Origin of the sequence: Agromyces sp. NPDC058136 (genome assembly GCF_042884375.1) — a bacterium.
In the GTDB taxonomy this organism is placed as follows: domain Bacteria; phylum Actinomycetota; class Actinomycetes; order Actinomycetales; family Microbacteriaceae; genus Agromyces.
Genome location: NZ_JBHVUA010000001.1, coordinates 594402 through 613416, shown reverse-complemented (window position 1 = coordinate 613416; position 19015 = coordinate 594402). Strand labels below are relative to the sequence as shown.

Here is a 19015-nt window from a genome sequence, read left to right as displayed (position 1 = left end):
CGGCGCGCGGTTCGGAGGAGTTCGCACGATCGTGAGGAGCGGTTCGCCGATCGGGCCCTCCCGATCGTGCGAACTCCTCCCGGGCGGGTTGGTACGGTGAGGCATGCCGGATGCCTCGCGCCAGCCCCGTTCGCCGTTCGCCGTGCCGCTCGCCGTGATCGTCGGCGTGCTGCTGGCGGCGGGGCTCATCGCGATCTACCTCGTCGAGCCGGCCGAGACGGTCACCGCCGATCTCGGGCGCCTCTATGCCGACGGGGCGGGCGAGATCCTGGGCGGCTCCCTGTTCGTGCTGCTCTGGGTCGCCGGCGCGATCGCGCTCACGGTCGTCGCGGTTCGTGCGCTCGGCCGGTCGCCGGGCCCAGCACGTGCCGTGGCGATCATCGCCGGACTCCTCGGGTTCGTCGCGCTCGGTGCGTTCGTCGCCGCGTTCCCGCTCGGCTTCACCTTCTACTTCATCGCCGAGGACGGCGGGTACGCGCCGCTCGCCGGCTCGCGGGGCACCACCATCGGCGTGTTCGCAGGGGCCGGTGTCGCACTGCTGGTCGTCGCGGGGTGCGCGGCGCTCGTCGCGCTCGCGCGTCGTCGTGCGGCGACCGCCTGAGCCCGACGCCCGGGTCGCGGCGGTCGACGCGCGCGCGCAACGGTCGTCGGCGCGATGTCGGCGGGGCGCGACAGGATGGGAGCATGGAGCCCGACCCGATACCCGCCGACGTGATCGAGGCCTTCTGGACGAGGATGCAGGCCCGCGACTGGCTCGGCGTGCGCGCCCTGCTCTCCGACGAACTCGTGGTCGACTGGTATGCCTCGCTCGAGCGCATCGCAGGCGCCGAGAACTTCGTCGCCGTCAACGCCGAGTACCCCGAGGGCTGGTCGATCCGCATCCTGTCGATCGTCGCCGACGGCGACCGGGTGGTCTCCGAGGTCGAGGTGCCGCACGAGGGCGTGGGCGTGTTCCGCGCCGCCTCCTTCTGGCGGGTGCGCGACGGGCTCATCACCGAGGGCCGCGAGTACTGGACGACGCGGGGCGGTGACCCGGCGCCGGAGTGGCGGCGCCCGTGGGTCGAGCCGATGATCGACGCCGAGTGAGCGAGCGTCACCACGAGGCGGGCACCAGGGGTCCCGCGCGGGCGGTGCTGTTCGACGTCGACGGCACCCTGCTCGACGCGCTCGACGGGCAGCGCCGCATCTGGCGGGCCTGGGCCGAGCAGCGCGGTCTCGACCCCGATCGGGTCTACGACGTCGCCCTCCGTACCCGGCCGCTCGAGACGGCGTCCGAGTTCCTGCCGGCGTCCGAGGTCGCGGCGAGCATCGCCGAGTTCGACTCGCTCGAAGACGCCGAGGCCGAACACGGCGAGCTCTGCGGCATCCCGGGGGCCGACGAACTGCTCACCGCGCTGCCGCGGGGAGCCTGGGCCGTCGTCACGTCGAACGCCGAGGGCCGGGTCGTGCGGCGCTTCGCCCGGCTCGGGCTGCCCGCGCCGACGGTCGTCGTCGACAACGCCGCGACCGGGCGAGGCAAGCCCGCGCCCGACCCGTACCTCCTGGCCGCCGAGCGGCTCGACGCGCGCCCGGTCGACTGCCTCGTCGTCGAGGACTCGCCGTCGGGCGTCGCGGCCGGTCTCGCGGCCCGAATGACCGTCTGGAGCGTGAATCGCGCCGTCCCGATCGAGGGCGCGCACCGTCACTTCGCGACGCTCGCCGATGCGGCCCCTGAGATCCTCCGGTTCGTCGACGGTGACCTCGATGCCATCGGTGTCGGTTGAGGCGGAGGTCGCCGACGACACCCCGAGACGACGGATGCCCCGTGCCGAGACCGGCACGGGGCATCCGAGATGCTGCGAAGGCTACTTCGCCTGCGGCGGGCGCGTCATCGACAGGAGGTCGAGGGCGCTGTCGAGCTGCGCTTCGGTGAGGTCGCCGCGCTCGACGTAACCGAGGTCGATGACGGCCTCGCGCACGGTGATGCCCTTGGCGACCGAGTGCTTCGCGATCTTCGCGGCGGCCTCGTACCCGATGAGCTTGTTGAGCGGGGTCACGATCGAGGGCGACATGCCGGCGAGGGCGGTCGCACGCTCGACGTTGGCCTCGAGGCCGTCGATCGTCTTGTCGGCGAGCACGCGCACCGAGTTGGCGAGCAGGCGGATCGACTCGAGGAGCGCGGTGCCCATGACGGGGATCTGCACGTTGAGCTCGAACGCACCGGAGGCGCCGCCCCAGGCGATGGTCGCGTCGTTGCCGATGACGCGCGCGCACACCATGAGCACGGCCTCGGGGACGACGGGGTTGACCTTGCCCGGCATGATCGACGATCCCGGCTGCAGGTCGGGGATGTGGAGCTCGCCGAGACCGGTGTTCGGGCCGGAGCCCATCCAGCGGAGGTCGTTGGCGATCTTCGTGAGGCTCACGGCGATCGTGCGCAGCGCGCCCGACGCGTCGACGAGGCCGTCGCGGTTGGCCTGCGCCTCGAAGTGGTCGGCCGCCTCGGTGATGGGCAGCTCGGTGTCGCGCTGCAGCAGCTCGATGACGAGCTGCGGGAAGCCCGCGGGGGTGTTGATGCCGGTGCCGACGGCGGTGCCGCCGAGCGGGACCTCTGCGACGCGGGGGAGCGCCGTGCGCACGCGCTCGATGCCGAGGCGCACCTGGCGGGCGTAGCCGCCGAACTCCTGGCCGAGGGTGACGGGCGTCGCGTCCATCAGGTGGGTGCGGCCGGCCTTGACGACGTCGGCCCAGAGCACGGCCTTCGCCTCGAGGGCGACGGCGAGGTGGTCGAGCGCGGGGATGAGGTCGTCGATGAGGGCGGCCGTCACGGCGATGTGCACCGAGGTGGGGAACACGTCGTTCGACGACTGCGAGGCGTTGACGTGGTCGTTCGGGTGCACCGGGTTGCCGAGCTTGGTGGTCGCGAGGGTCGCGAGCACCTCGTTCATGTTCATGTTCGAGCTCGTGCCCGAACCGGTCTGGTACACGTCGACCGGGAAGTGCTCGGTGAAGCCGTGCGCACCCGAGATGACCTCGTCGGCCGCAGCCGCGATCGCCTGGGCGATGCCCGCGTCGAGCACGCCGAGCTGCGCGTTCGCCTGTGCGGCGGCCTTCTTGATGCGCGCGAGCGCCTGGATCTGCTGCGGCTCGAGACCGGCCCCCGAGATGGGGAAGTTCTCGACGGCGCGCTGCGTCTGCGCGCGGTACAGGGCGCGGGCGGGAACCCGCACCTCGCCCATCGTGTCGTGCTCGATGCGGTAGTCGGCGGCGTTGTCCACCACGGTGTGTTCCCTTTCGGTTGCGATGCTTCGGTAGCTGCAGTGCTTCGGAGGCTTCGGTGCCGGCCGCGCCGGCGGGGAGACGCTCGAAGCGGCGTCAGATACGACCGAGGACGATGTCGGTCTCGACGCGACCCTCGAACAGGCGGTAGTTCGCGCCGACGATAGCCAGCGTACCCGCTGCGATCGCGTCGCTGATCATCTCGGAGCTCTCCACCAGCTCGGTCACGGTGTTGCGCAGATGCTCGCGGCCGACGTAGCCGGCGTCGACGTGCGCGGGGTCGATCGCGCCGTCGGCGTCGGTGCTGCTGCCTGCGACCTTGCGCACGGCGGGAACGATCTTCTCGACGAGGCCGCCGATGAACGAGGGCAGCGGCGCCGCGTCGGGCGCCTGGGAGTCGATCGCTGCGCGCACCGCGCCGCACTCGTCGTGGGCGAGCACGACGACGACGGGCACGTGCAGGATGCCGACGGCGTACTCGAGCGAGCCGAGCGCCGACGGCGAGACGACCTGCCCGGCGTTGCGCACGACGAAGGCGTCGCCGAGGCCGACGTCGAAGATGATCTCGGCCGAGAGGCGCGAGTCGCTGCACCCGAAGATCGCGACCATCGGGCGCTGGGTGTGCGCGAGCGAGGTGCGCCGGTCGATGTCCTGACGGGGGTGCTCGGGCTTGCCCGAGATGAAGCGCTCGTTGCCGAGACGCAGTTCGCGCCACGTGGCCGCCGGGGTGTCGGGCCGCTGGGCGGTCGGGACGTTCTGCTGCTCGGTCACGTGGCTCCTCGTCGTGGTGCGGGCTAGTCCTGCGCGTCGACCGTCGGGGCGATGGCCGTCGCGAGTTCGGTGAACTCGTCGGGGGTGGCCGTGCCGAGCAGCACGAAGGTGCTGCCGCCCGACTCGGTGGTGAGTGCGTACCGCGCGTTGCCGACGTCGTCGTCGGTGTCGCGGTTGTCGTAGATCGTCCACTCGATGCCGTCGATCGTCGTCGTGCCGGTCGCGAGCGTGCGGGCGAGGAGCTCGGAGACCCACGTCGGGTTCGCGTCGAAGCCCTGGTAGACGCCGAGGTACTCGTCGCTCGGGGTGAGGTAGCCGATGTACCAGGCGGTCACGCCGTCGGTCTGGCTGGTGCGCAGCTCGGCGGCGTTCGCCCGCCAGCCCTCGGAGAGCTCGGGCACGACGATGGGGTCGTCGGTGGCGATCTGCGCCTGCTCGGCGACCTGCGCGACGTCGACGTCTCGTTCGAGCGGGGTGTCGCTGCGGGGCACGAGCAGCACGATCACGACGACGAGCGCGAGGCTCGCGCCGAGCGCGAGCACGAGGTTCTTCGTCGTCTGCCGCTGGCGGTGCTTGATCGAGTTCTCGGCCTTGCGGGCCGCGGTCTCTTCAGGCGTCTCGGGCCGGCCGAGTTCGGCGACGACGCGGGGGGCGCGTTCGCGGGCGGCCATCAGGCGGCGCCGCCGTCGACGGGCGCGTCGGATGCCACGGCGCCCGCGCGGGCCGCGTCGAGGCGTGCTTTCGCGCCGATGAGCCACTCCTCGCAGCGGGCGGCGAGCGCTTCGCCGCGCTCCCACAGGGCGAGCGACTGCTCGAGCGTCGCCGAACCCTGTTCGAGTTCGCCGACGACGCGCACCAGTTCGTCGCGGGCCTGCTCGTAGCTCAGCGCGGCCACGTCGAGTTCGGTGGGGGAGGGCATGGCCCCCATCTTATTCGGCGTCGCCTGTGGAGCCGATCGGAGCTGCTTCGCCCTCGGAGCGGGCGGCGAGACGGCCCTCGGGGAGGGTGAGCAGGAGCGCCGCGCCCTCGGGGGCGCCCGCGGGGCCGCGCAGCACGTGGCCGTCGGGGCCTTGCACGATCGCGTAGCCGCGGTCGAGGGTCGCCTGCGGCGAGAGCGCCCGCAGGTGGCCGCGGAGCTCGCCCAAGCGGAGCGTCTGCCGTTCGATGTGACGTTCGACGAGTTCGGCGCCGCGGGCGACCCAGCGGGTGAGGTCCTCGGAGCGGCGGTCGACGATCCACGAGGTGTCGGCGAGGGCCGGGCGGGTGCGCAGGTGCCCGATGCGGTCGATCTCGTGCGCGACGAGCGTGCGCAGGCGCAGCGCGATGCGAGCGCGCGCCTGCTCGACCCGCAGCAGCTCTTCGCCGACGTCGGGCACGACGCGCTTCGCCGCGTCGGTGGGCGTCGAGGCGCGGAGGTCGGCGACCTCGTCGAGCAGGGGGCGGTCGGCTTCGTGGCCGATCGCCGAGACGATGGGGGTGGATGCCGCGGCCGCGGCCCGCACGACGCGCTCGTCGCTGAAGCCGAGGAGGTTCTGGAAGTCGCCGCCGCCGCGGGCCACGATGATGACCTCGACCTCGGGGTCGGCGTCGAGTCGCTCGATCGCGGCGACGACCTCGCCGGGCGTGCGGTCGCCCTGCACGGCGGCGTGCACGACCCGGAACTCGACCGCGGGCCAGCGCAGGCGGGCGTTGCGCAGCACGTCCTTCTCGGCATCGCTGTCTTTGCCGGTGATGAGGCCGACGACGCCGGGCAGGAACGGCAGCCGGCGCTTGCGCGCGACGTCGAAGAGGCCCTCGGCGGCGAGCTGCGCGCGGAGGCGCTCGAGCCGTTCGAGGAGGTCGCCGAGGCCGACGTGCTTGAGCTCGAACACCTGCATCGAGAGCGAACCGCCCTTGACCCACCAGTTCGGCTTCACGAGCGCCACGACGCGGTCGCCCTGCTTGAAGTCGCCGCCGAGCCGGGATTTCACCGACGACCAGATCTGGAACGACACCGTCGCGTCGGCGTCGAGGTCTTTCAGCTTGCCGTAGACGTTGCCGCCCGAGACGCCCCACTGCGTGATCTCGCCCTCGACCCAGACGGTGCCGAGCCGGTCGATGTACCCCTTGAGCTTCGCCGAGAGCTGGCCGACGGGCCAGGGTGCTTCGCGCGTCGCGGGGCCGTCGTGCGGTGCCGGTGCGTCGCTCACGCTGGCCTCCCGACCGCCCGCCCAGGTTGCGCCGCGTAGGATTGGCATCGTGACGAGCTTGACTGATGCCCCGCGGATCGACCTCGGCATGCCCAGAATCCCGAGCGTGCGAGGCCGGCTCAAGGATAACCCGGTGGACGGTGCCAAGCGGGTGCTGCTCGCGGCCCCTCGCGGCTACTGCGCGGGCGTCGACCGCGCGGTGATCGCCGTCGAGAAGGCGCTCGAGCACTACGGCGCCCCGGTGTACGTGCGCAAGCAGATCGTGCACAACATCCACGTCGTCACCGAGCTCGAGAAGCAGGGCGCGATCTTCGTCGACGAGGTCGACGAGGTGCCCGAGGGCGCCCACATCGTGTTCAGCGCGCACGGCGTCTCGCCGGCGGTCGTGAACGCGGCATCCGACCGCGGACTGCACGCGATCGACGCGACCTGCCCGCTCGTCACGAAGGTGCACCGCGAGGCCGTGCGCTTCGCACGCGACGACTTCGAGATCCTGCTCATCGGCCACGAGGGGCACGAAGAGGTCGAGGGCACCGCGGGCGAGGCGCCCGACCACGTGACCCTCGTGAACAGCCCCGACGACGTGCCGAACATCGAGGTCCGCGACCCCGACAAGGTCGTGTGGCTCTCGCAGACGACCCTCTCGGTCGACGAGACGATGGAGACGGTGCGGCGGCTCCGCGAGCGGTTCCCGAACCTGCAGGACCCGCCCAGCGACGACATCTGCTACGCCACGCAGAACCGCCAGGTCGCGATCAAGAAGGTCGCCCAGGAGGCCGAGCTCGTGATCGTCGTCGGGTCGGCGAACTCGTCGAACAGCGTGCGCCTCGTCGAGGTCGCGCTCGAGAACGGGGCGAAGGCCGCGTACCGGGTCGACTACTCGAGCGAGATCCGTCAGGAGTGGCTCGACGGCATCTCGACCGTCGGCGTCACGAGCGGCGCCTCCGTGCCCGAGGGCCTCGTGAAAGAGGTGCTGCTCGAGCTCGCCGACGCCGGCTACGGCGAGGTCGCCGAGGTGAAGACCGCTGAGGAGGACCTCATGTTCTCCCTCCCGAAGGAGCTCCGCAAAGACCTCCAGGGCAACCGCGACGCGCGGGCGCTCGGCGGTCGGCGCTCCGCCGACGCCTGACCGCTCGCGCTCGCCGGGTCAGGCGAGTGATGCGGCGGGACGCCGCAGCGACGCGCTCTCGACGGCGAGGGCGGCGGCGACGATCACGATGACTGCGGCGAGCTGCGCGGCGCCCGAGAGCGCCGTGCCGAGCGGCACGGTCGCGAGGGCGACGGCCGCCCCGGCGAGGCGCCACGTGACCGGTCCGAGCGAGAGGGTGCGTCGGTAGCTCGCGTCGGCGACGAGGTAGACGGCGGTGCCGCCGGCCACGAGCCAGGCGCCGGATGCCTCGACCGGCGCGAACGCGTGGCCGAGCACCTCGTGCAGGCCTGCGGCCAGCAGCACGAGGCCGAAGATCATGGCGAGGTGCTCGAGGTAGTAGGCGACGAGCGCGAGGCGGGTGCGCGCCTCCGCCGGAGCCTCGGCGATCGCCCGCTCCGCGCGCTCGTCGTCGCCCGAGAAGTAGCACCACCAGAGCGCCGCCACGAGCCCGACCGCGAGCACCGCCCCGGCGATGAGCGCGGGCTCGATCTCGTGCCCGGTGGCGCCGACGCCCACCGAGACGATGGACTCGCCGAAGGCGATGATCATGACGAGCCCGTGGCGCTCGACGAAGTGCGTCGCGCCGGGGTCGAAGCCGCCGCGCGCGCTCAGCGCCGCCGAGATGAAGAAGGCGACGAAGGGCAGCGCGAAGAACACCCAGTCGACGGGGCCTTCGACGAATCCCGAGCAGACGAGCAGCACGCCGACGAGCACGTTCGACGGCCCGACGACGAGCATGCGCCGGGCGGCGGCGCGACCACCTCGATGGATGAACAGGGCCGCGTGGATCGCCGCGACGACGATGTAGCTCGCCCCGAAGAGCACCCCGGTCGCGCCGAACGCCTCGGGGATCGCGAGCGACATCACGAGGAAGGCGGCCATCGCCCCGATGAGCGCGATGCGCACGAACGTCGTGTCGGGGGCGGCCTGGTTCGTGAGCCACGCGAACGCGTCGTACATCCACCACACGAGGCCGAGCACGAGCGCGGCCTGCGCGATGCCGGTCGCATCGGGACGGTGCACGACGATCTCGGCGACGCGGCTGATGGTGAACACGAACACGAGATCGAACAGCAGTTCGACCGTCGAGACCCGCGAGGCGATGCGGGCGATGCGGTCGGCGGGGAGGTCGCGGCTCGGCACGATCGCCACCGTAGCGCAGCAGGGGCGGCAGGGTCGCTCGCCCTCGGCGAACAGCCGATGAGTGAGTGCTCACTCAGTGCTACGCTCACGCGCATGACCACCACGACGCCGACCCCGGCCGCGGCCTCCGCGCCGCCCAGGCAGGGGCGCGCGAAGCCGATGTCGGTCGAGGCCCGCCGGGCCGCGATCGCCGCAGCGACCGTGCCGCTGCTCTCGATCCACGGGCGCGAGGTCACCACCCGGCAGATCGCCGAGGCGGCGGGCGTCGCCGAGGGCACGCTCTTCCGCGTCTTCGACAGCAAGGATGCGATCATCGACGCCGCCGTCGAGGTGTTCCTCGACCCCGAGCCGTTCCGCGACGCCCTGCGGCGGATCGACCCGAGCCTGCCGCTCGAGCTCAAGATGCAGCTCGTCATCGACCGCTTCCAGGACCGCTTCAGCGGCATCTTCGGCGTGTTCGCCGCGCTCGGCGCCCGGCCGCGGCCGCCGCAGACCATCGACCCCGGTGCCGTCGTCGCCATCTTCGAGCACCTGCTCGCCCCCGAACTCGAGCGGCTGCGGGTGCCGCCGGCCGAGGTGTTCGCGTTCGTGCGCATCATCGCGTTCTCGTCGGCCATGCCGCAGTTCGCCCAGACCACCGGCCTCGACTCCGATCGGCTCGCCGACCTCATCGTGCACGGCATCATCGGCCGACGCGGCACCGCCGCCGAGGCATCCGCCCAGTCAACCGCCCCGAGGGGAACCGAACCATGCTGCTGAAACTGCTGCGGACGTACCTGCGCCCGTACCGGTGGCTCGTCGTCGCCGTCATCTTCTTCCAGCTCGTGCAGTCGATCGCGTCCCTGTACCTGCCGAGCCTCAACGCCGACATCATCGACGACGGCGTCGCCACCGGCGACACCGGCTTCATCCTGTCGACGGGCGGGCTCATGCTCGGCATCACGCTGCTGCAGGTGGCCGCCTCGATCACCGCCGTCTACTTCGGCGCGAAGACGGCGATGGGCCTCGGCCGCGACGTGCGGCGCTCGGTGTTCCGCCGGGTCGCCGACTTCTCCGAGCAGGAGGTGTCGCGGTTCGGCGCGCCGAGCCTCATCACCCGGTCGACGAACGACGTGCAGCAGGTGCAGATGCTCGTGCTCATGAGCTGCACCATCCTGGTCTCCGCGCCGATCCTCGCGATCGGCGGCGTCATCATGGCGCTCCGGGAGGACCTGGCCCTCTCGTGGATCATGGTCGTCGCGGTGCCCGTGCTGCTCATCTCGGTCGGGCTCATCATCAGCCGCATGGTGCCGCTCTTCCAGTCGATGCAGCGCAAGATCGACAGCGTCAACCGGGTGCTGCGCGAGCAGCTCACCGGCATCCGCGTCATCCGCGCGTTCGTGCGCGAGGGGGTCGAGTCCGCACGCTTCGACGACGCCAACGACGCCCTCACCGACACCGCGCTCAAGGCCGGCCGGCTCTTCGCGCTCGTGTTCCCGATCGTGATGCTCGTGCTCAACCTCTCGAGCATCGCCGTGCTGTGGTTCGGCGCCTTCCGCGTCGAGGACGGCTCGATGCAGGTCGGCTCGCTCACGGCGTTCCTCAGCTACCTCATCCAGATCCTCATGGCGGTCATGATGGCGACGATGATCGCGTTCCTGCTGCCGCGCGCCGTCGTCTCGGCCGGACGCATCGGCGAGGTGCTCGAGACCGAGTCGACCGTGCACGACCCCGTGCAGCCGGTCGAGCGGCTCACGGCGCCCGGCACGGTCGAGTTCCGCAACGTGAGCTTCGCGTACCCCGGCGCAGAGGACCCGGTGCTGCACGAGCTCAGCTTCACGGCCCGACCGGGCGAGGTGACCGCGATCATCGGCTCGACCGGCGCCGGCAAGACGACGATCGTGAACCTCGCGGCCCGTCTCTTCGACGCGACCTCGGGCAGCGTGCTCGTCGGCGGCGTCGACGTGCGCGACCTCGATCCCGAGGTGCTCAACGCGCAGTTCGGCCTCGTGCCGCAGCGGCCCTACCTGTTCGCCGGCACTGTCGCGTCGACGCTGAGGTACGGCGACCCGGATGCCTCCGACGACGAGCTGTGGGCCGCGCTCGAGACCGCGCAGGGCCGTGACTTCGTCGAGGCGATGCCCGACGGGCTCGACGCCCCCATCGCGCAGGGCGGCACCAACGTCTCGGGCGGCCAGCGCCAGCGACTCTCGATCGCGCGGGCGCTCGTGAAACGGCCCCCCATCTACCTCTTCGACGACTCGTTCTCGGCGCTCGACACGGCGACCGACCAGCGGCTGCGGGCCGCGCTCGACCGCGACGTCGCCGACGCGACGATGATCGTCGTCGCGCAGCGCGTGGCCACGATCACCGGGGCCGACCTGATCCTCGTCGTCGAGGACGGCCGGATCACGGCACGCGGCACCCATGAGGAACTGCTCGAGACGTCGCAGGCGTACGCCGAGATCGTCGAGAGCCAGCTGAGCGCGGAGGAGGCGGCAGCATGAGCGAGCAGAAGACCGAGACGGCGGCGACCCCCGCCGCGACGCCCCGCCCGCCGGTGCGGCGCGGACCGATGGGCGGCGGCCCGATGGGCGGCATGGGCATGCCCGCCGAGAAGTCGATGAACTTCGGACCGAGCGCGAAGCGCCTCATCGGCCGGCTGAAGCCCGAGCGCCCGCTCGTCGTGTTCGTGTTCCTGCTCGGCATCGTCAGCGTGGTGTTCAGCGTCCTCGGCCCGAAGATCCTCGGCGAGGCGACCAACATCATCTTCGAGGGCTTCATCTCGTCGCAGATGCCGTCGGGCGTCACCCAGCAGCAGGTCGTCGACCAGCTGCGCGCCTCCGGCGACACCCAGCAGGCCGACATGGTCGCCTCGATGCAGGGCATCGTGCCCGGGCAGGGCATCGACTTCGGCGCGCTCGCCGCGGTGCTCGGGCTCGTGCTGCTGCTCTACGTGCTCGCCTCGCTGTTCGGCTGGGCCCAGGCGTACGTGCTCAACGGGGTGACCCAGCGCACCGTCTACCGGCTGCGCCGCGAGGTCGAGGAGAAGATCCACCGGCTGCCCCTGTCGTACTTCGACAAGATGCAGCGCGGCGAGCTGCTGTCACGCGTGACGAACGACATCGACAACATCTCGCAGACGCTGCAGCAGACGATGAGCCAGCTGCTCACCTCGCTCCTCACCGTCGTCGGCGTGCTCGTCATGATGTTCGTCATCTCGCCCGTGCTCGCGCTCATCGCGCTCGTCACCATCCCGCTGACGCTCCTCATCACCGCGGTCATCGCGAAGCGCTCGCAGAAGCAGTTCGTCGCCCAGTGGACCCACACGGGCACGCTCAACGCACGCATCGAGGAGGCCTACTCGGGCCACGCCCTCGTGCGCGTGTTCGGACGCCGCCGCGAGGTCGAGCAGGGCTTCGACGAGAAGAACGAGGAGCTCTACGCCGCGAGCTTCGGCGCCCAGTTCGTGAGCGGCATCATCATGCCCGCGATGATGTTCGTCGGCAACCTCGTCTACGTCGCGATCGCCGTCGTCGGCGGCCTCATGGTCGCCGGCGGGTCGATCTCGCTCGGCGACGTGCAGGCGTTCATCCAGTATTCGCGCCAGTTCACGCAGCCGCTCAGCCAGCTCGGCTCCATGGCGAACCTGCTGCAGTCCGGCGTCGCGAGCGCGGAGCGCGTGTTCGAGCTCCTCGACGCCGACGAGCAGGTGCCCGACCCCGTCGAGCCCGAGGCGCCCGAACGGGGCGCGGGCGAGGCATCCGGCCGTCTCGTCTTCGACGACGTCTCGTTCAGCTACGACCCCGAGAAGCCGCTCATCGAGCACCTCTCGCTGACCGCCGAGCCCGGCCAGTCGATCGCGATCGTCGGCCCGACGGGCGCCGGCAAGACGACGCTCGTGAACCTCATCATGCGGTTCTACGAGCTCGATGCGGGCCGCATCACGCTCGACGGCGTCGACATCACGAAGATGACGCGCGACGAGCTGCGCGGCCGCATGGGCATGGTGCTGCAGGACACCTGGCTGTTCGCGGGCACCATCCGCGAGAACATCGCCTACGGCAGGCCGGATGCCACGGAGGAGGAGATCCTCGAGGCGGCCCGCGCGACCTACGTCGACCGCTTCGTGCGCACGCTGCCCGACGGCTACGACACCGTGCTCGACGACGAGGCCTCGAACCTCTCGGCGGGCGAGCGGCAGCTCGTGACGATCGCGCGGGCGTTCCTCGCGCAGCCGTCGGTGCTGATCCTCGACGAGGCGACGAGCTCCGTCGACACCCGCACCGAGCTGCTGCTGCAGCACGCGATGAACGCGCTGCGGGCCGACCGCACCTCGTTCGTCATCGCGCACCGCCTCTCGACGATCCGCGACGCCGACCTCATCCTCGTGATGGAGGCGGGGCACATCGTCGAGCAGGGCACGCACACGGCGCTGCTCGCCGCGGGCGGCGCGTACGCGCGCCTCTACGAGGCGCAGTTCGCAGCGCCGGCGGACGGCGAGGAGGAGACGGCGCGGGAGGACGAACGCGACGCCGAGGCCGTGGAGTCGGCGACGGCCGAGCCGCAGACGGGGGCGATCGAGGCGATCGGGTGAGGACCGGGTCGCCGGCCCGGTCGGCCGCTCAGAGCGTCGGCGGCGTCTGCAGGAACTCGACGATCGCGGGGTCGCTCGTGAGTACCACGGAGGCGACGATCATCACGACGATGAAGGCGGCGACGCCCGCCAGCAGGGGTATCCACCACGAGCTCGCACCCGCGCGCATGCGGGCGCGCGACCAGAGCAGGGCGCCGACCCAGAGCGCGAGCTGCGCGATCACGCCGACCGCGACGGCCACGGGCACGGCAGGGCCGGGGGTGAACTCGGTCGGCGGCGTCGTGCCGAGCATCGACGCGGACAGCTTCAGCGACTCGATCACGCTCGACGGCAGGCCGATGATCGACAGCACGTTGTAGACGGCGCCCATCGCGCCGAAGACGAGGAGCGCGACCGTCCAGGCGCGGTCGGCGGGGCGGGTCGTGGTGCCGGGCAACGCGGAGTTCGGAGCGAGGGGTCCGGCGACGCCGGCGCCGTACGCGCCTGCGGATGCGGCGCCCGCCTGAGCGCCGGCGTCGGGCGTCGACGCCGCGTTCGGGTCGACGGGCGGCTGCCAGGTCCACCCCTCGGGGGCGTACTCGCCGTACCTCGGACGAGGCCGCTCGTCGGCGGGCGGCGCCGCGGGCCCTGCGGGCGGCTGCGGGGCAGCCGTGGCGGGCGTTGCGTCGTCAGCCGAGTTGCCGTCGAGCGGCCGAGCGGCCTCGTCACGAGTCATCCGATGCTGCCTTACGCCGAGGTGATCGACTGGCCGGCCGAACCCAGCTGACGGGTCGACTCGCCGACGCGCACGGCCATCGCCGACTCGGCGACCTTGCCCCACGCGCGCGGGTCGTACTGCTTCTTGTTGCCGACCGAACCGTCGACCTTCAGCACGCCGTCGTAGTTCTGGAACATGTAGCCCGCGACCGAACGCGTGAAGGCGTACTGCGTGTCGGTGTCGATGTTCATCTTCACGACGCCGTTCGCGACGGCCTCGGCGATCTCGGCGTCGGTCGAGCCCGAGCCGCCGTGGAAGACGAGGTCGAGCGGCTTCGCGCCGGTGCCGTACTTCGCCGCGAGGCCGTCCTGGATCTCCTTGAGGAGCGCAGGGCGCAGCTTCACGTTGCCGGGCGCGTAGACGCCGTGCACGTTGCCGAAGGTGAGGGCGGCCATGTAGCGGCCCTGCTCGCCGAGGCCGAGCGCCTCGACGGTGGCGATCGCGTCATCGAGGGTCGTGTAGAGCGCTTCGTTCGAGCCCTCGTGCTTCACGCCGTCCTCTTCGCCGCCGACGACGCCGATCTCGACCTCGAGAATGGCGTTGATCGCCTTCATGCGGGGGAGGATCTCCTTCGCGATCTCGAGGTTCTCGTCGAGGGGAACGGCCGAACCGTCCCACATGTGCGACTGGAAGATGGGGTTGCGGCCGGCCTTGACCTCGGCCTCGGAGGCCTCGATCAGCGGGAGCACGAAGTCGGCGAGGGCCGGCTTCGGGCAGTGGTCGGTGTGCAGCGCGACGGTGATCGGGTACGACTTCGCGACCTCGTGCGCGAAGCGGGCGAACGCGAGGGCGCCCGTCGAGCGAGCCTTCACGGTGTGGCCGGCGAAGTAGTCGGCGCCACCAGTGGTGACCTGGATGATGCCGTCGGAACCCGCCTCGGTGAGGCCCTGGAGAACCGAGTTCAGGGTCTGCGAGCTCGAGACGTTGAAGGCGGGGAACGCGAAGCCCTTGGCCTTCGCGGTGTCCAGCATCTCGGCGTACTGCTCGGGGGTTGCGATGGGCATGGTGCTCCTTCGGTGACGACAGCGTGGGTTCGCCACGAGTCTATCGACTTGTCGAGCACGGCTCAGGTGTCGTGACGCGCACGCGCCGCACTGCCCATTCCACTCCCGCTTCATCGCGCCTCGCCCCCTCCTCTCTCCCGCCTGATGGCCGCGAGATGACAGAAATGGTCGCTGTCGCCCGCGCAGAGCGACCACTTGTGTCATCTCGGATGCTGCGGGGCGGGTGAGTGGGTGGGTGGGGGCAGGTGGGCTGGGCGTGTTGGGTGTGTTGGGCGTGGGGTGTGTGGACGGGTGACAGCGCGCGCGAGCGGCAGGATAGGGGGATGCACGGAGCCATCGAACCCGCCGCCCTCGCTTCGATGCTGCGCCCTGCGGTGGTCGCCGCGGCGGCCGCGTGCCTGCCGCTCGTCGGCGGCGGTGACGGCGACGCGCTCGACGGTGCCGCGGTCGCCGCCATGCGGGCCGCGCTCGCCGATCTCGCGCTGGACGGCCGTGTCGTCGTCGGCGAGGGGGAGAAGGACGAGGCGCCGATGCTGCACCTCGGCGAACCCTTCGGGCGCGCCGCCGCGGGCGACCCGGCGATCGACGTCGCCGTGGATCCCGTCGACGGCACCCGGCTCGCTGCGGCCGGTCGACCCGGCGCGATGGCCGTGATCGCGGCGGCGCCCCGTGGGGCGTTCTTCGACCTCGGACCAGCGCACTACCTCGAGAAGCTCGTGACCTGGGTGCCTGGGTTCGGGGTCGGCGGCGCCGGCGACCGGGTCGCGGGGCGGCCTCTGCTCGAACTCGTCCCTTCGCTGGTCGCCGAGGCTGCGCTCGCGCGCGGGGTCGCACCGGGTGAGATCCGCATCGCCGTGCAGGATCGCCCGCGCAACCGCCCCTACGTCGACGCAGTGCGCGCGGCGGGCGCCCAGGCCGAGCTCTTCGAGCACGGCGACATCGAGCGCAGCCTGCAGGCGCTGCCGGGCGCCGCGGCCGACCCTCGCCCCGTGCCGCCGCGACTCGACGCCGTCGTCGGCATCGGTGGGGCGCCCGAGGGGGTCATCGTGTCGGGCGCCGTGCGGGCGCTCGGCGGCTCGATGCTCGCGCGCTTCGCGCCGCAGTCCGAGGGTGAACGGGGGCGGGTACTTGCGCACCTCGCCTCGTCGGGAGCGCACCCGCTCGAGGCGGTCGATGCGCTCGTCGATCTCGACATGCTCTGCGCCGGACCAGCTGCGCTCGTGCTCGCCGCGGTGACCCCGTGCGAGTTGGGGCTTGCGCTGCCCGGTGCCGAGCTGAAAGCCGCCGGAACCCGGGTGCACTGGTGGTCCGCGCCGGGCGGGCACGGCTGGGCAGATCTGCTCGACGGGTGAACGCGGCTTAAGAATGCACATTCTTTCACCGGCTGAGGGTTGAAAACCCGGTCTCCTCCGTCGCATCCTGCCTAGGCTGGAGGCGGACGATCGTCCGCATACCGTCGGCTTCCGATTGAGGCCGACCGCCTGAACCCCGGAGGACCCCTCGATGGTGAGCACCGATACCGCCAGCCTGTTCCTGCACCCCGACCGCAACATCGCACTCGAGCTCGTGCGTGCGACGGAGGCGGCGGCGATCCGCTCGTACCCCTGGATCGGGCGCGGCGACAAGCTCGCCGCCGACGGTGCGGCGGTCGACGCGATGCGCGCGTTCCTCGGCACGGTGAACTTCGACGGCGTCGTCGTGATCGGCGAGGGCGAGAAGGACGAAGCGCCCATGCTCTTCAACGGCGAGCGCGTCGGCAACGGTCGCGGCCCCGCCTGCGACATCGCCGTCGACCCGATCGACGGCACCTCGCTCACCGCCGCCGGGCGCCAGAACGCCCTCTCGGTCATCGCGGTCTCGGACCGGGGCAGCATGCTCGATGCGTCGAGCGTCTTCTACATGGACAAGATCGTCACGGATGCCGCGGGCATCGGCGTCGTCGACATCCGCAAGCCGATCGGTGAGAACCTGCGTGCGCTCGCCGCCGCGAAGGGCAAGGAGGTCGGCGAGCTCCGCGTGGCCGTGCTCAACCGCCCCCGCCACGAGCAGCTCATCGCCGACATCCGCGCCGCGGGCGCGGGTACCCGCCTCATCAGCGACGGCGACGTCGCCGGCGGCATCAACGCCGCCCGCTACGAGTCGCGCATCGACATGTGCGTCGGCATCGGCGGCAGCCCCGAGGGCATCACGACCGCGTGCGCGATCAAGGCGCTCGGCGGCTTCATGCAGGGGCGCCTCGCCCCGAAGGACGACGCGGAGCGCGCCCGCGGCGAGGCCGCCGGCCTCGACTGCGACAAGGTGTACGAGCTCGACGACCTCGTGCGCGGCGACAACACCTTCTTCGTCGCGACGGGTGTGACCGACGGCGAACTCGTCGACGGCGTGCGCAAGAAGGGCCCGATCATCCGCACCGAGTCGATCGTGCTCCGCGGCAAGTCGGGCACCGCCCGCCGCATCGTCGCCGATCACCTCATCGAGAAGTGGCTGCCCGACGCCGACATCTGAGCCGAGCAACGCGAAGCGGGCTCTGCACCGACCCCGGGTCGGTGCGGAGCCCGCTTTCGTCGTTCTGGAGCGACGGGCCGTCGTCGGCTGCTGAGGAGCGCCGACGCCGCCGTCAGAGGCTGTTGCGGATCTCGGGGTCGATGTCAGCGAGGAGTCCGTCGTGCGGCTCCTCGATCTCGGCCTCGATCTCGGCGTCGACCGCGCCCGCCTCGTCGAGCAGGGGCTGCTCGGCCGTGGCGGCGGTGGTGAACTCGTACGCGGTGAGCTCACGAGGGCTCTCTTCGATGCCCTCGAGCGTGGCGAGCACCTTCGTCTCGTCGAGCGCCTTCAGCTTGCGGGCCGTCGGCAGCACGCGCGTCTCGAGCGAGCCGACGAAGGTGTTGTAGTCCTTCACGGTGCGTTCGATCGTGCGGCCGAGCTTCTCGATCTGCCCGGCCGTGGTCGAGAGGCGCGCGTAGAGTTCGCGGCTGAGGTCGAAGAGCGTCTTCGCCTCTTTGGTGAGCACGTCCTGCTGCCAGCTGAACGCGACCGTCTTGAGCACCGACCACAGGGTGACGGGGGAGGCGAGTGCGACGCGCTTCGAGAAGGCGAACTCGAGCAGCGACGGGTCGGCCTCGAGTGCGCTCGAGATGAGCGACTCGCTCGGGATGAACGCGATCACCATCTCGGGGGAGGCGCCGAGCCCCTCCCAGTAGGTCTTGCCGCCGAGCGCGGTGATGTGGTCGCGCACGGCCTTGACGTGCCCCTTGAGCAGGCTCTCGCGCTTGGCGCCCTCGGCCCCGGACGCCGTCGCGGGGATCTGGCTCGCCTCGAGGTACGCGTTGAACGGCACCTTCGCGTCGACGGCGATGTGCTTGCCGCCGGGGAGGTGGATGACCATGTCGGGGCGGCCCGCGCCCGCGTCGGTCGTGACCGAGTGCTGGGTGTCGAAGTCGACGCGTTCGATGAGGCCTGCGGCTTCGACGACGCTGCGCAGCTGGGTCTCGCCCCAGACGCCGCGGGTGCTGTTCGAGCGCAGCGCCGAGGCCAGGGTCTCGGCCGTCGAACGCAGTCGCTCCTCGTTCTCGGCGGCCGTCTTCAGCTGCTGGCTGAGTTCGCCGTGCTGACGGTGCCGCTGCGTCTCGAGCTCGGCGACCTTCGACTGCATGTCGGTGAGGGTCTGCTTGACCGGCGCGAGCGCCTGCAGGACCTTGCTGTCGGCCGTCTCGCGGGCCTCGCGCTCGCGCTGTTCGTGACGCTGGCGTTCGACGAGTTCGAGATACTGGGTGCGCGCCGCTTCGATCTGCTCGCGCAGGCCCGCGGCGGTCGCCTCGACGGCGGCGAGTTCGGCGCCGAGCGACGCCTGCTTCGATCGCTCGTCGGCGAGGGCGAGCGCGAGCTGCGACTCGGATGCCGCCCTCAGCTCGGTGAGCGCCTGCTGGTGACGTGCTTCGACGAGAGCCGGGTCTTCGAGGACGACCGTCTCGTCGGCGCCCGTCGATGCGCGGCGCTGGGCGAGGAACCAGGCGCCGAGCGCGCCGAGCAGTACGCCCACGATGAGGCCGATGACGAGCAGCAGGATCTCCATGCTTCGAGTGTCGCAGGAGCCGCCGACATCGGGCCGCGGGCGGGGCGGCGGGGCGGCGGAGCGGGGTCTCGATACGCTTCGCTACTCGACCGGCT

18 protein-coding genes are annotated in these 19015 nt (G+C 71.5%); 9 read left to right on the top strand and 9 right to left on the bottom strand.

What is annotated here, in order from left to right; all coding sequences use genetic code 11:
- Nucleotides 1–103 precede the first annotated feature (103 nt).
- From ACFVTX_RS02840 to ACFVTX_RS02830, 3 genes are all read left to right on the top strand, one after another.
- Nucleotides 104–601: a hypothetical protein gene (locus ACFVTX_RS02840; protein WP_386897855.1), complete on the top strand. Its 498-nt coding sequence runs from the start codon at nt 104–106 to the stop codon at nt 599–601.
- Between the two features lie 83 nt (nt 602–684).
- Nucleotides 685–1086, top strand: a complete 402-nt coding sequence (locus ACFVTX_RS02835; RefSeq protein WP_386897854.1) for a nuclear transport factor 2 family protein — start codon at nt 685–687, stop codon at nt 1084–1086.
- Nucleotides 1083–1763 carry an HAD family hydrolase gene (locus tag ACFVTX_RS02830; RefSeq protein ID WP_386897853.1) on the top strand — a complete coding sequence of 227 codons (681 nt, stop codon included), beginning with the start codon at nt 1083–1085 and terminating at the stop codon, nt 1761–1763. Before ACFVTX_RS02835 ends, ACFVTX_RS02830 begins: the two co-directional genes overlap by 4 nt.
- Nucleotides 1764–1844: 81 nt before the next feature.
- Here ACFVTX_RS02830 and ACFVTX_RS02825 read toward each other — a convergent pair whose 3' ends face one another.
- The 5 genes from ACFVTX_RS02825 to xseA all read right to left on the bottom strand — a co-directional run bounded on the left by ACFVTX_RS02825 (nt 1845) and on the right by xseA (nt 6266).
- The gene (locus tag ACFVTX_RS02825; protein WP_386897851.1) at nt 1845–3260 is read right to left on the bottom strand and encodes a class II fumarate hydratase; all 1416 of its coding nucleotides are present in this window, start codon (nt 3258–3260) and stop codon (nt 1845–1847) included.
- A 94-nt stretch (nt 3261–3354) separates the two neighbouring features.
- Complete coding sequence (locus ACFVTX_RS02820) at nt 3355–4029, bottom strand: carbonic anhydrase (RefSeq protein ID WP_386897849.1); 675 nt, start codon at nt 4027–4029, stop codon at nt 3355–3357.
- A gap of 23 nt (nt 4030–4052) precedes the next feature.
- Nucleotides 4053–4700 (bottom strand): DUF4245 domain-containing protein, encoded by a 648-nt coding sequence (locus tag ACFVTX_RS02815; RefSeq protein WP_386897847.1) that lies wholly within the window; start codon nt 4698–4700, stop codon nt 4053–4055.
- Complete coding sequence (locus ACFVTX_RS02810; protein ID WP_386897845.1) at nt 4700–4957, bottom strand: exodeoxyribonuclease VII small subunit; 258 nt, start codon at nt 4955–4957, stop codon at nt 4700–4702. The genes ACFVTX_RS02815 and ACFVTX_RS02810 overlap by 1 nt, the downstream gene beginning before the upstream one ends.
- 1 nt (nt 4958) lies before the next feature.
- Entirely contained in the window at nt 4959–6266 is a 1308-nt protein-coding gene (gene xseA / locus ACFVTX_RS02805) for an exodeoxyribonuclease VII large subunit (RefSeq protein ID WP_386897843.1), read from the bottom strand.
- A 40-nt stretch (nt 6267–6306) separates the two neighbouring features.
- Between xseA and ACFVTX_RS02800 the strand changes: the two genes are divergently transcribed.
- A complete protein-coding gene (locus ACFVTX_RS02800) occupies nt 6307–7347 on the top strand; it encodes a 4-hydroxy-3-methylbut-2-enyl diphosphate reductase (protein WP_386898730.1) in 1041 nt (346 codons plus the stop codon).
- Nucleotides 7348–7365: 18 nt separating this feature from the next.
- Here the strand turns inward: ACFVTX_RS02800 and ACFVTX_RS02795 are convergent, their stop codons facing one another.
- Complete coding sequence (locus tag ACFVTX_RS02795) at nt 7366–8511, bottom strand: low temperature requirement protein A (RefSeq protein WP_386897841.1); 1146 nt, start codon at nt 8509–8511, stop codon at nt 7366–7368.
- 93 nt (nt 8512–8604) lie between these two features.
- Between ACFVTX_RS02795 and ACFVTX_RS02790 the strand changes: the two genes are divergently transcribed.
- The 3 genes from ACFVTX_RS02790 to ACFVTX_RS02780 are packed head-to-tail and all read left to right on the top strand — an operon-like array spanning nt 8605 to nt 13087.
- Nucleotides 8605–9270: a TetR/AcrR family transcriptional regulator gene (locus tag ACFVTX_RS02790; RefSeq protein WP_386897839.1), complete on the top strand. Its 666-nt coding sequence runs from the start codon at nt 8605–8607 to the stop codon at nt 9268–9270.
- Complete coding sequence (locus tag ACFVTX_RS02785; RefSeq protein ID WP_386897837.1) at nt 9261–10997, top strand: ABC transporter ATP-binding protein; 1737 nt, start codon at nt 9261–9263, stop codon at nt 10995–10997. Before ACFVTX_RS02790 ends, ACFVTX_RS02785 begins: the two co-directional genes overlap by 10 nt.
- Complete coding sequence (locus tag ACFVTX_RS02780) at nt 10994–13087, top strand: ABC transporter ATP-binding protein (RefSeq protein ID WP_386897835.1); 2094 nt, start codon at nt 10994–10996, stop codon at nt 13085–13087. Before ACFVTX_RS02785 ends, ACFVTX_RS02780 begins: the two co-directional genes overlap by 4 nt.
- Nucleotides 13088–13115: 28 nt before the next feature.
- Here the strand turns inward: ACFVTX_RS02780 and ACFVTX_RS02775 are convergent, their stop codons facing one another.
- A complete protein-coding gene (locus ACFVTX_RS02775) occupies nt 13116–13802 on the bottom strand; it encodes a DUF6264 family protein (RefSeq protein WP_386897833.1) in 687 nt (228 codons plus the stop codon).
- A gap of 11 nt (nt 13803–13813) precedes the next feature.
- Nucleotides 13814–14848: a class II fructose-bisphosphate aldolase gene (gene fbaA, locus ACFVTX_RS02770; RefSeq protein ID WP_386897832.1), complete on the bottom strand. Its 1035-nt coding sequence runs from the start codon at nt 14846–14848 to the stop codon at nt 13814–13816.
- Nucleotides 14849–15171: 323 nt separating this feature from the next.
- On the opposite strand from fbaA, the gene ACFVTX_RS02765 reads away from it, so the two are divergent.
- Nucleotides 15172–16200, top strand: coding sequence for a fructose-bisphosphatase class II (locus ACFVTX_RS02765; RefSeq protein WP_386897830.1), 1029 nt, complete (start codon nt 15172–15174; stop codon nt 16198–16200).
- Nucleotides 16201–16351: 151 nt separating this feature from the next.
- On the top strand, nt 16352–17353 hold the full coding sequence (gene glpX / locus ACFVTX_RS02760; RefSeq protein ID WP_386897828.1) for a class II fructose-bisphosphatase: 1002 nt from the start codon (nt 16352–16354) through the stop codon (nt 17351–17353).
- Nucleotides 17354–17465: 112 nt separating this feature from the next.
- On the opposite strand, the gene rmuC is transcribed toward glpX, so the two are convergent.
- The gene (gene rmuC / locus ACFVTX_RS02755; protein ID WP_386897826.1) at nt 17466–18920 is read right to left on the bottom strand and encodes a DNA recombination protein RmuC; all 1455 of its coding nucleotides are present in this window, start codon (nt 18918–18920) and stop codon (nt 17466–17468) included.
- Nucleotides 18921–19015: the final 95 nt, after the last annotated feature.

Coding starts and splice junctions, on each gene's coding strand:
- ACFVTX_RS02800 (WP_386898730.1), top strand. CDS start 6,307: ATGCCCAGAATCCCGAGCGTGCGAGGCCGGCTCAAGGATAACCCGGTG.
- ACFVTX_RS02780 (WP_386897835.1), top strand. CDS start 10,994: ATGAGCGAGCAGAAGACCGAGACGGCGGCGACCCCCGCCGCGACGCCC.
- ACFVTX_RS02765 (WP_386897830.1), top strand. CDS start 15,172: ATGCACGGAGCCATCGAACCCGCCGCCCTCGCTTCGATGCTGCGCCCT.
- rmuC (WP_386897826.1), bottom strand. CDS start 18,920: ATGGAGATCCTGCTGCTCGTCATCGGCCTCATCGTGGGCGTACTGCTC.
- ACFVTX_RS02835 (WP_386897854.1), top strand. CDS start 685: ATGGAGCCCGACCCGATACCCGCCGACGTGATCGAGGCCTTCTGGACG.
- ACFVTX_RS02790 (WP_386897839.1), top strand. CDS start 8,605: ATGACCACCACGACGCCGACCCCGGCCGCGGCCTCCGCGCCGCCCAGG.
- ACFVTX_RS02785 (WP_386897837.1), top strand. CDS start 9,261: ATGCTGCTGAAACTGCTGCGGACGTACCTGCGCCCGTACCGGTGGCTC.
- ACFVTX_RS02775 (WP_386897833.1), bottom strand. CDS start 13,802: ATGACTCGTGACGAGGCCGCTCGGCCGCTCGACGGCAACTCGGCTGAC.
- glpX (WP_386897828.1), top strand. CDS start 16,352: ATGGTGAGCACCGATACCGCCAGCCTGTTCCTGCACCCCGACCGCAAC.
- ACFVTX_RS02840 (WP_386897855.1), top strand. CDS start 104: ATGCCGGATGCCTCGCGCCAGCCCCGTTCGCCGTTCGCCGTGCCGCTC.
- xseA (WP_386897843.1), bottom strand. CDS start 6,266: ATGCCAATCCTACGCGGCGCAACCTGGGCGGGCGGTCGGGAGGCCAGC.
- ACFVTX_RS02815 (WP_386897847.1), bottom strand. CDS start 4,700: ATGGCCGCCCGCGAACGCGCCCCCCGCGTCGTCGCCGAACTCGGCCGG.
- ACFVTX_RS02810 (WP_386897845.1), bottom strand. CDS start 4,957: ATGGGGGCCATGCCCTCCCCCACCGAACTCGACGTGGCCGCGCTGAGC.
- fbaA (WP_386897832.1), bottom strand. CDS start 14,848: ATGCCCATCGCAACCCCCGAGCAGTACGCCGAGATGCTGGACACCGCG.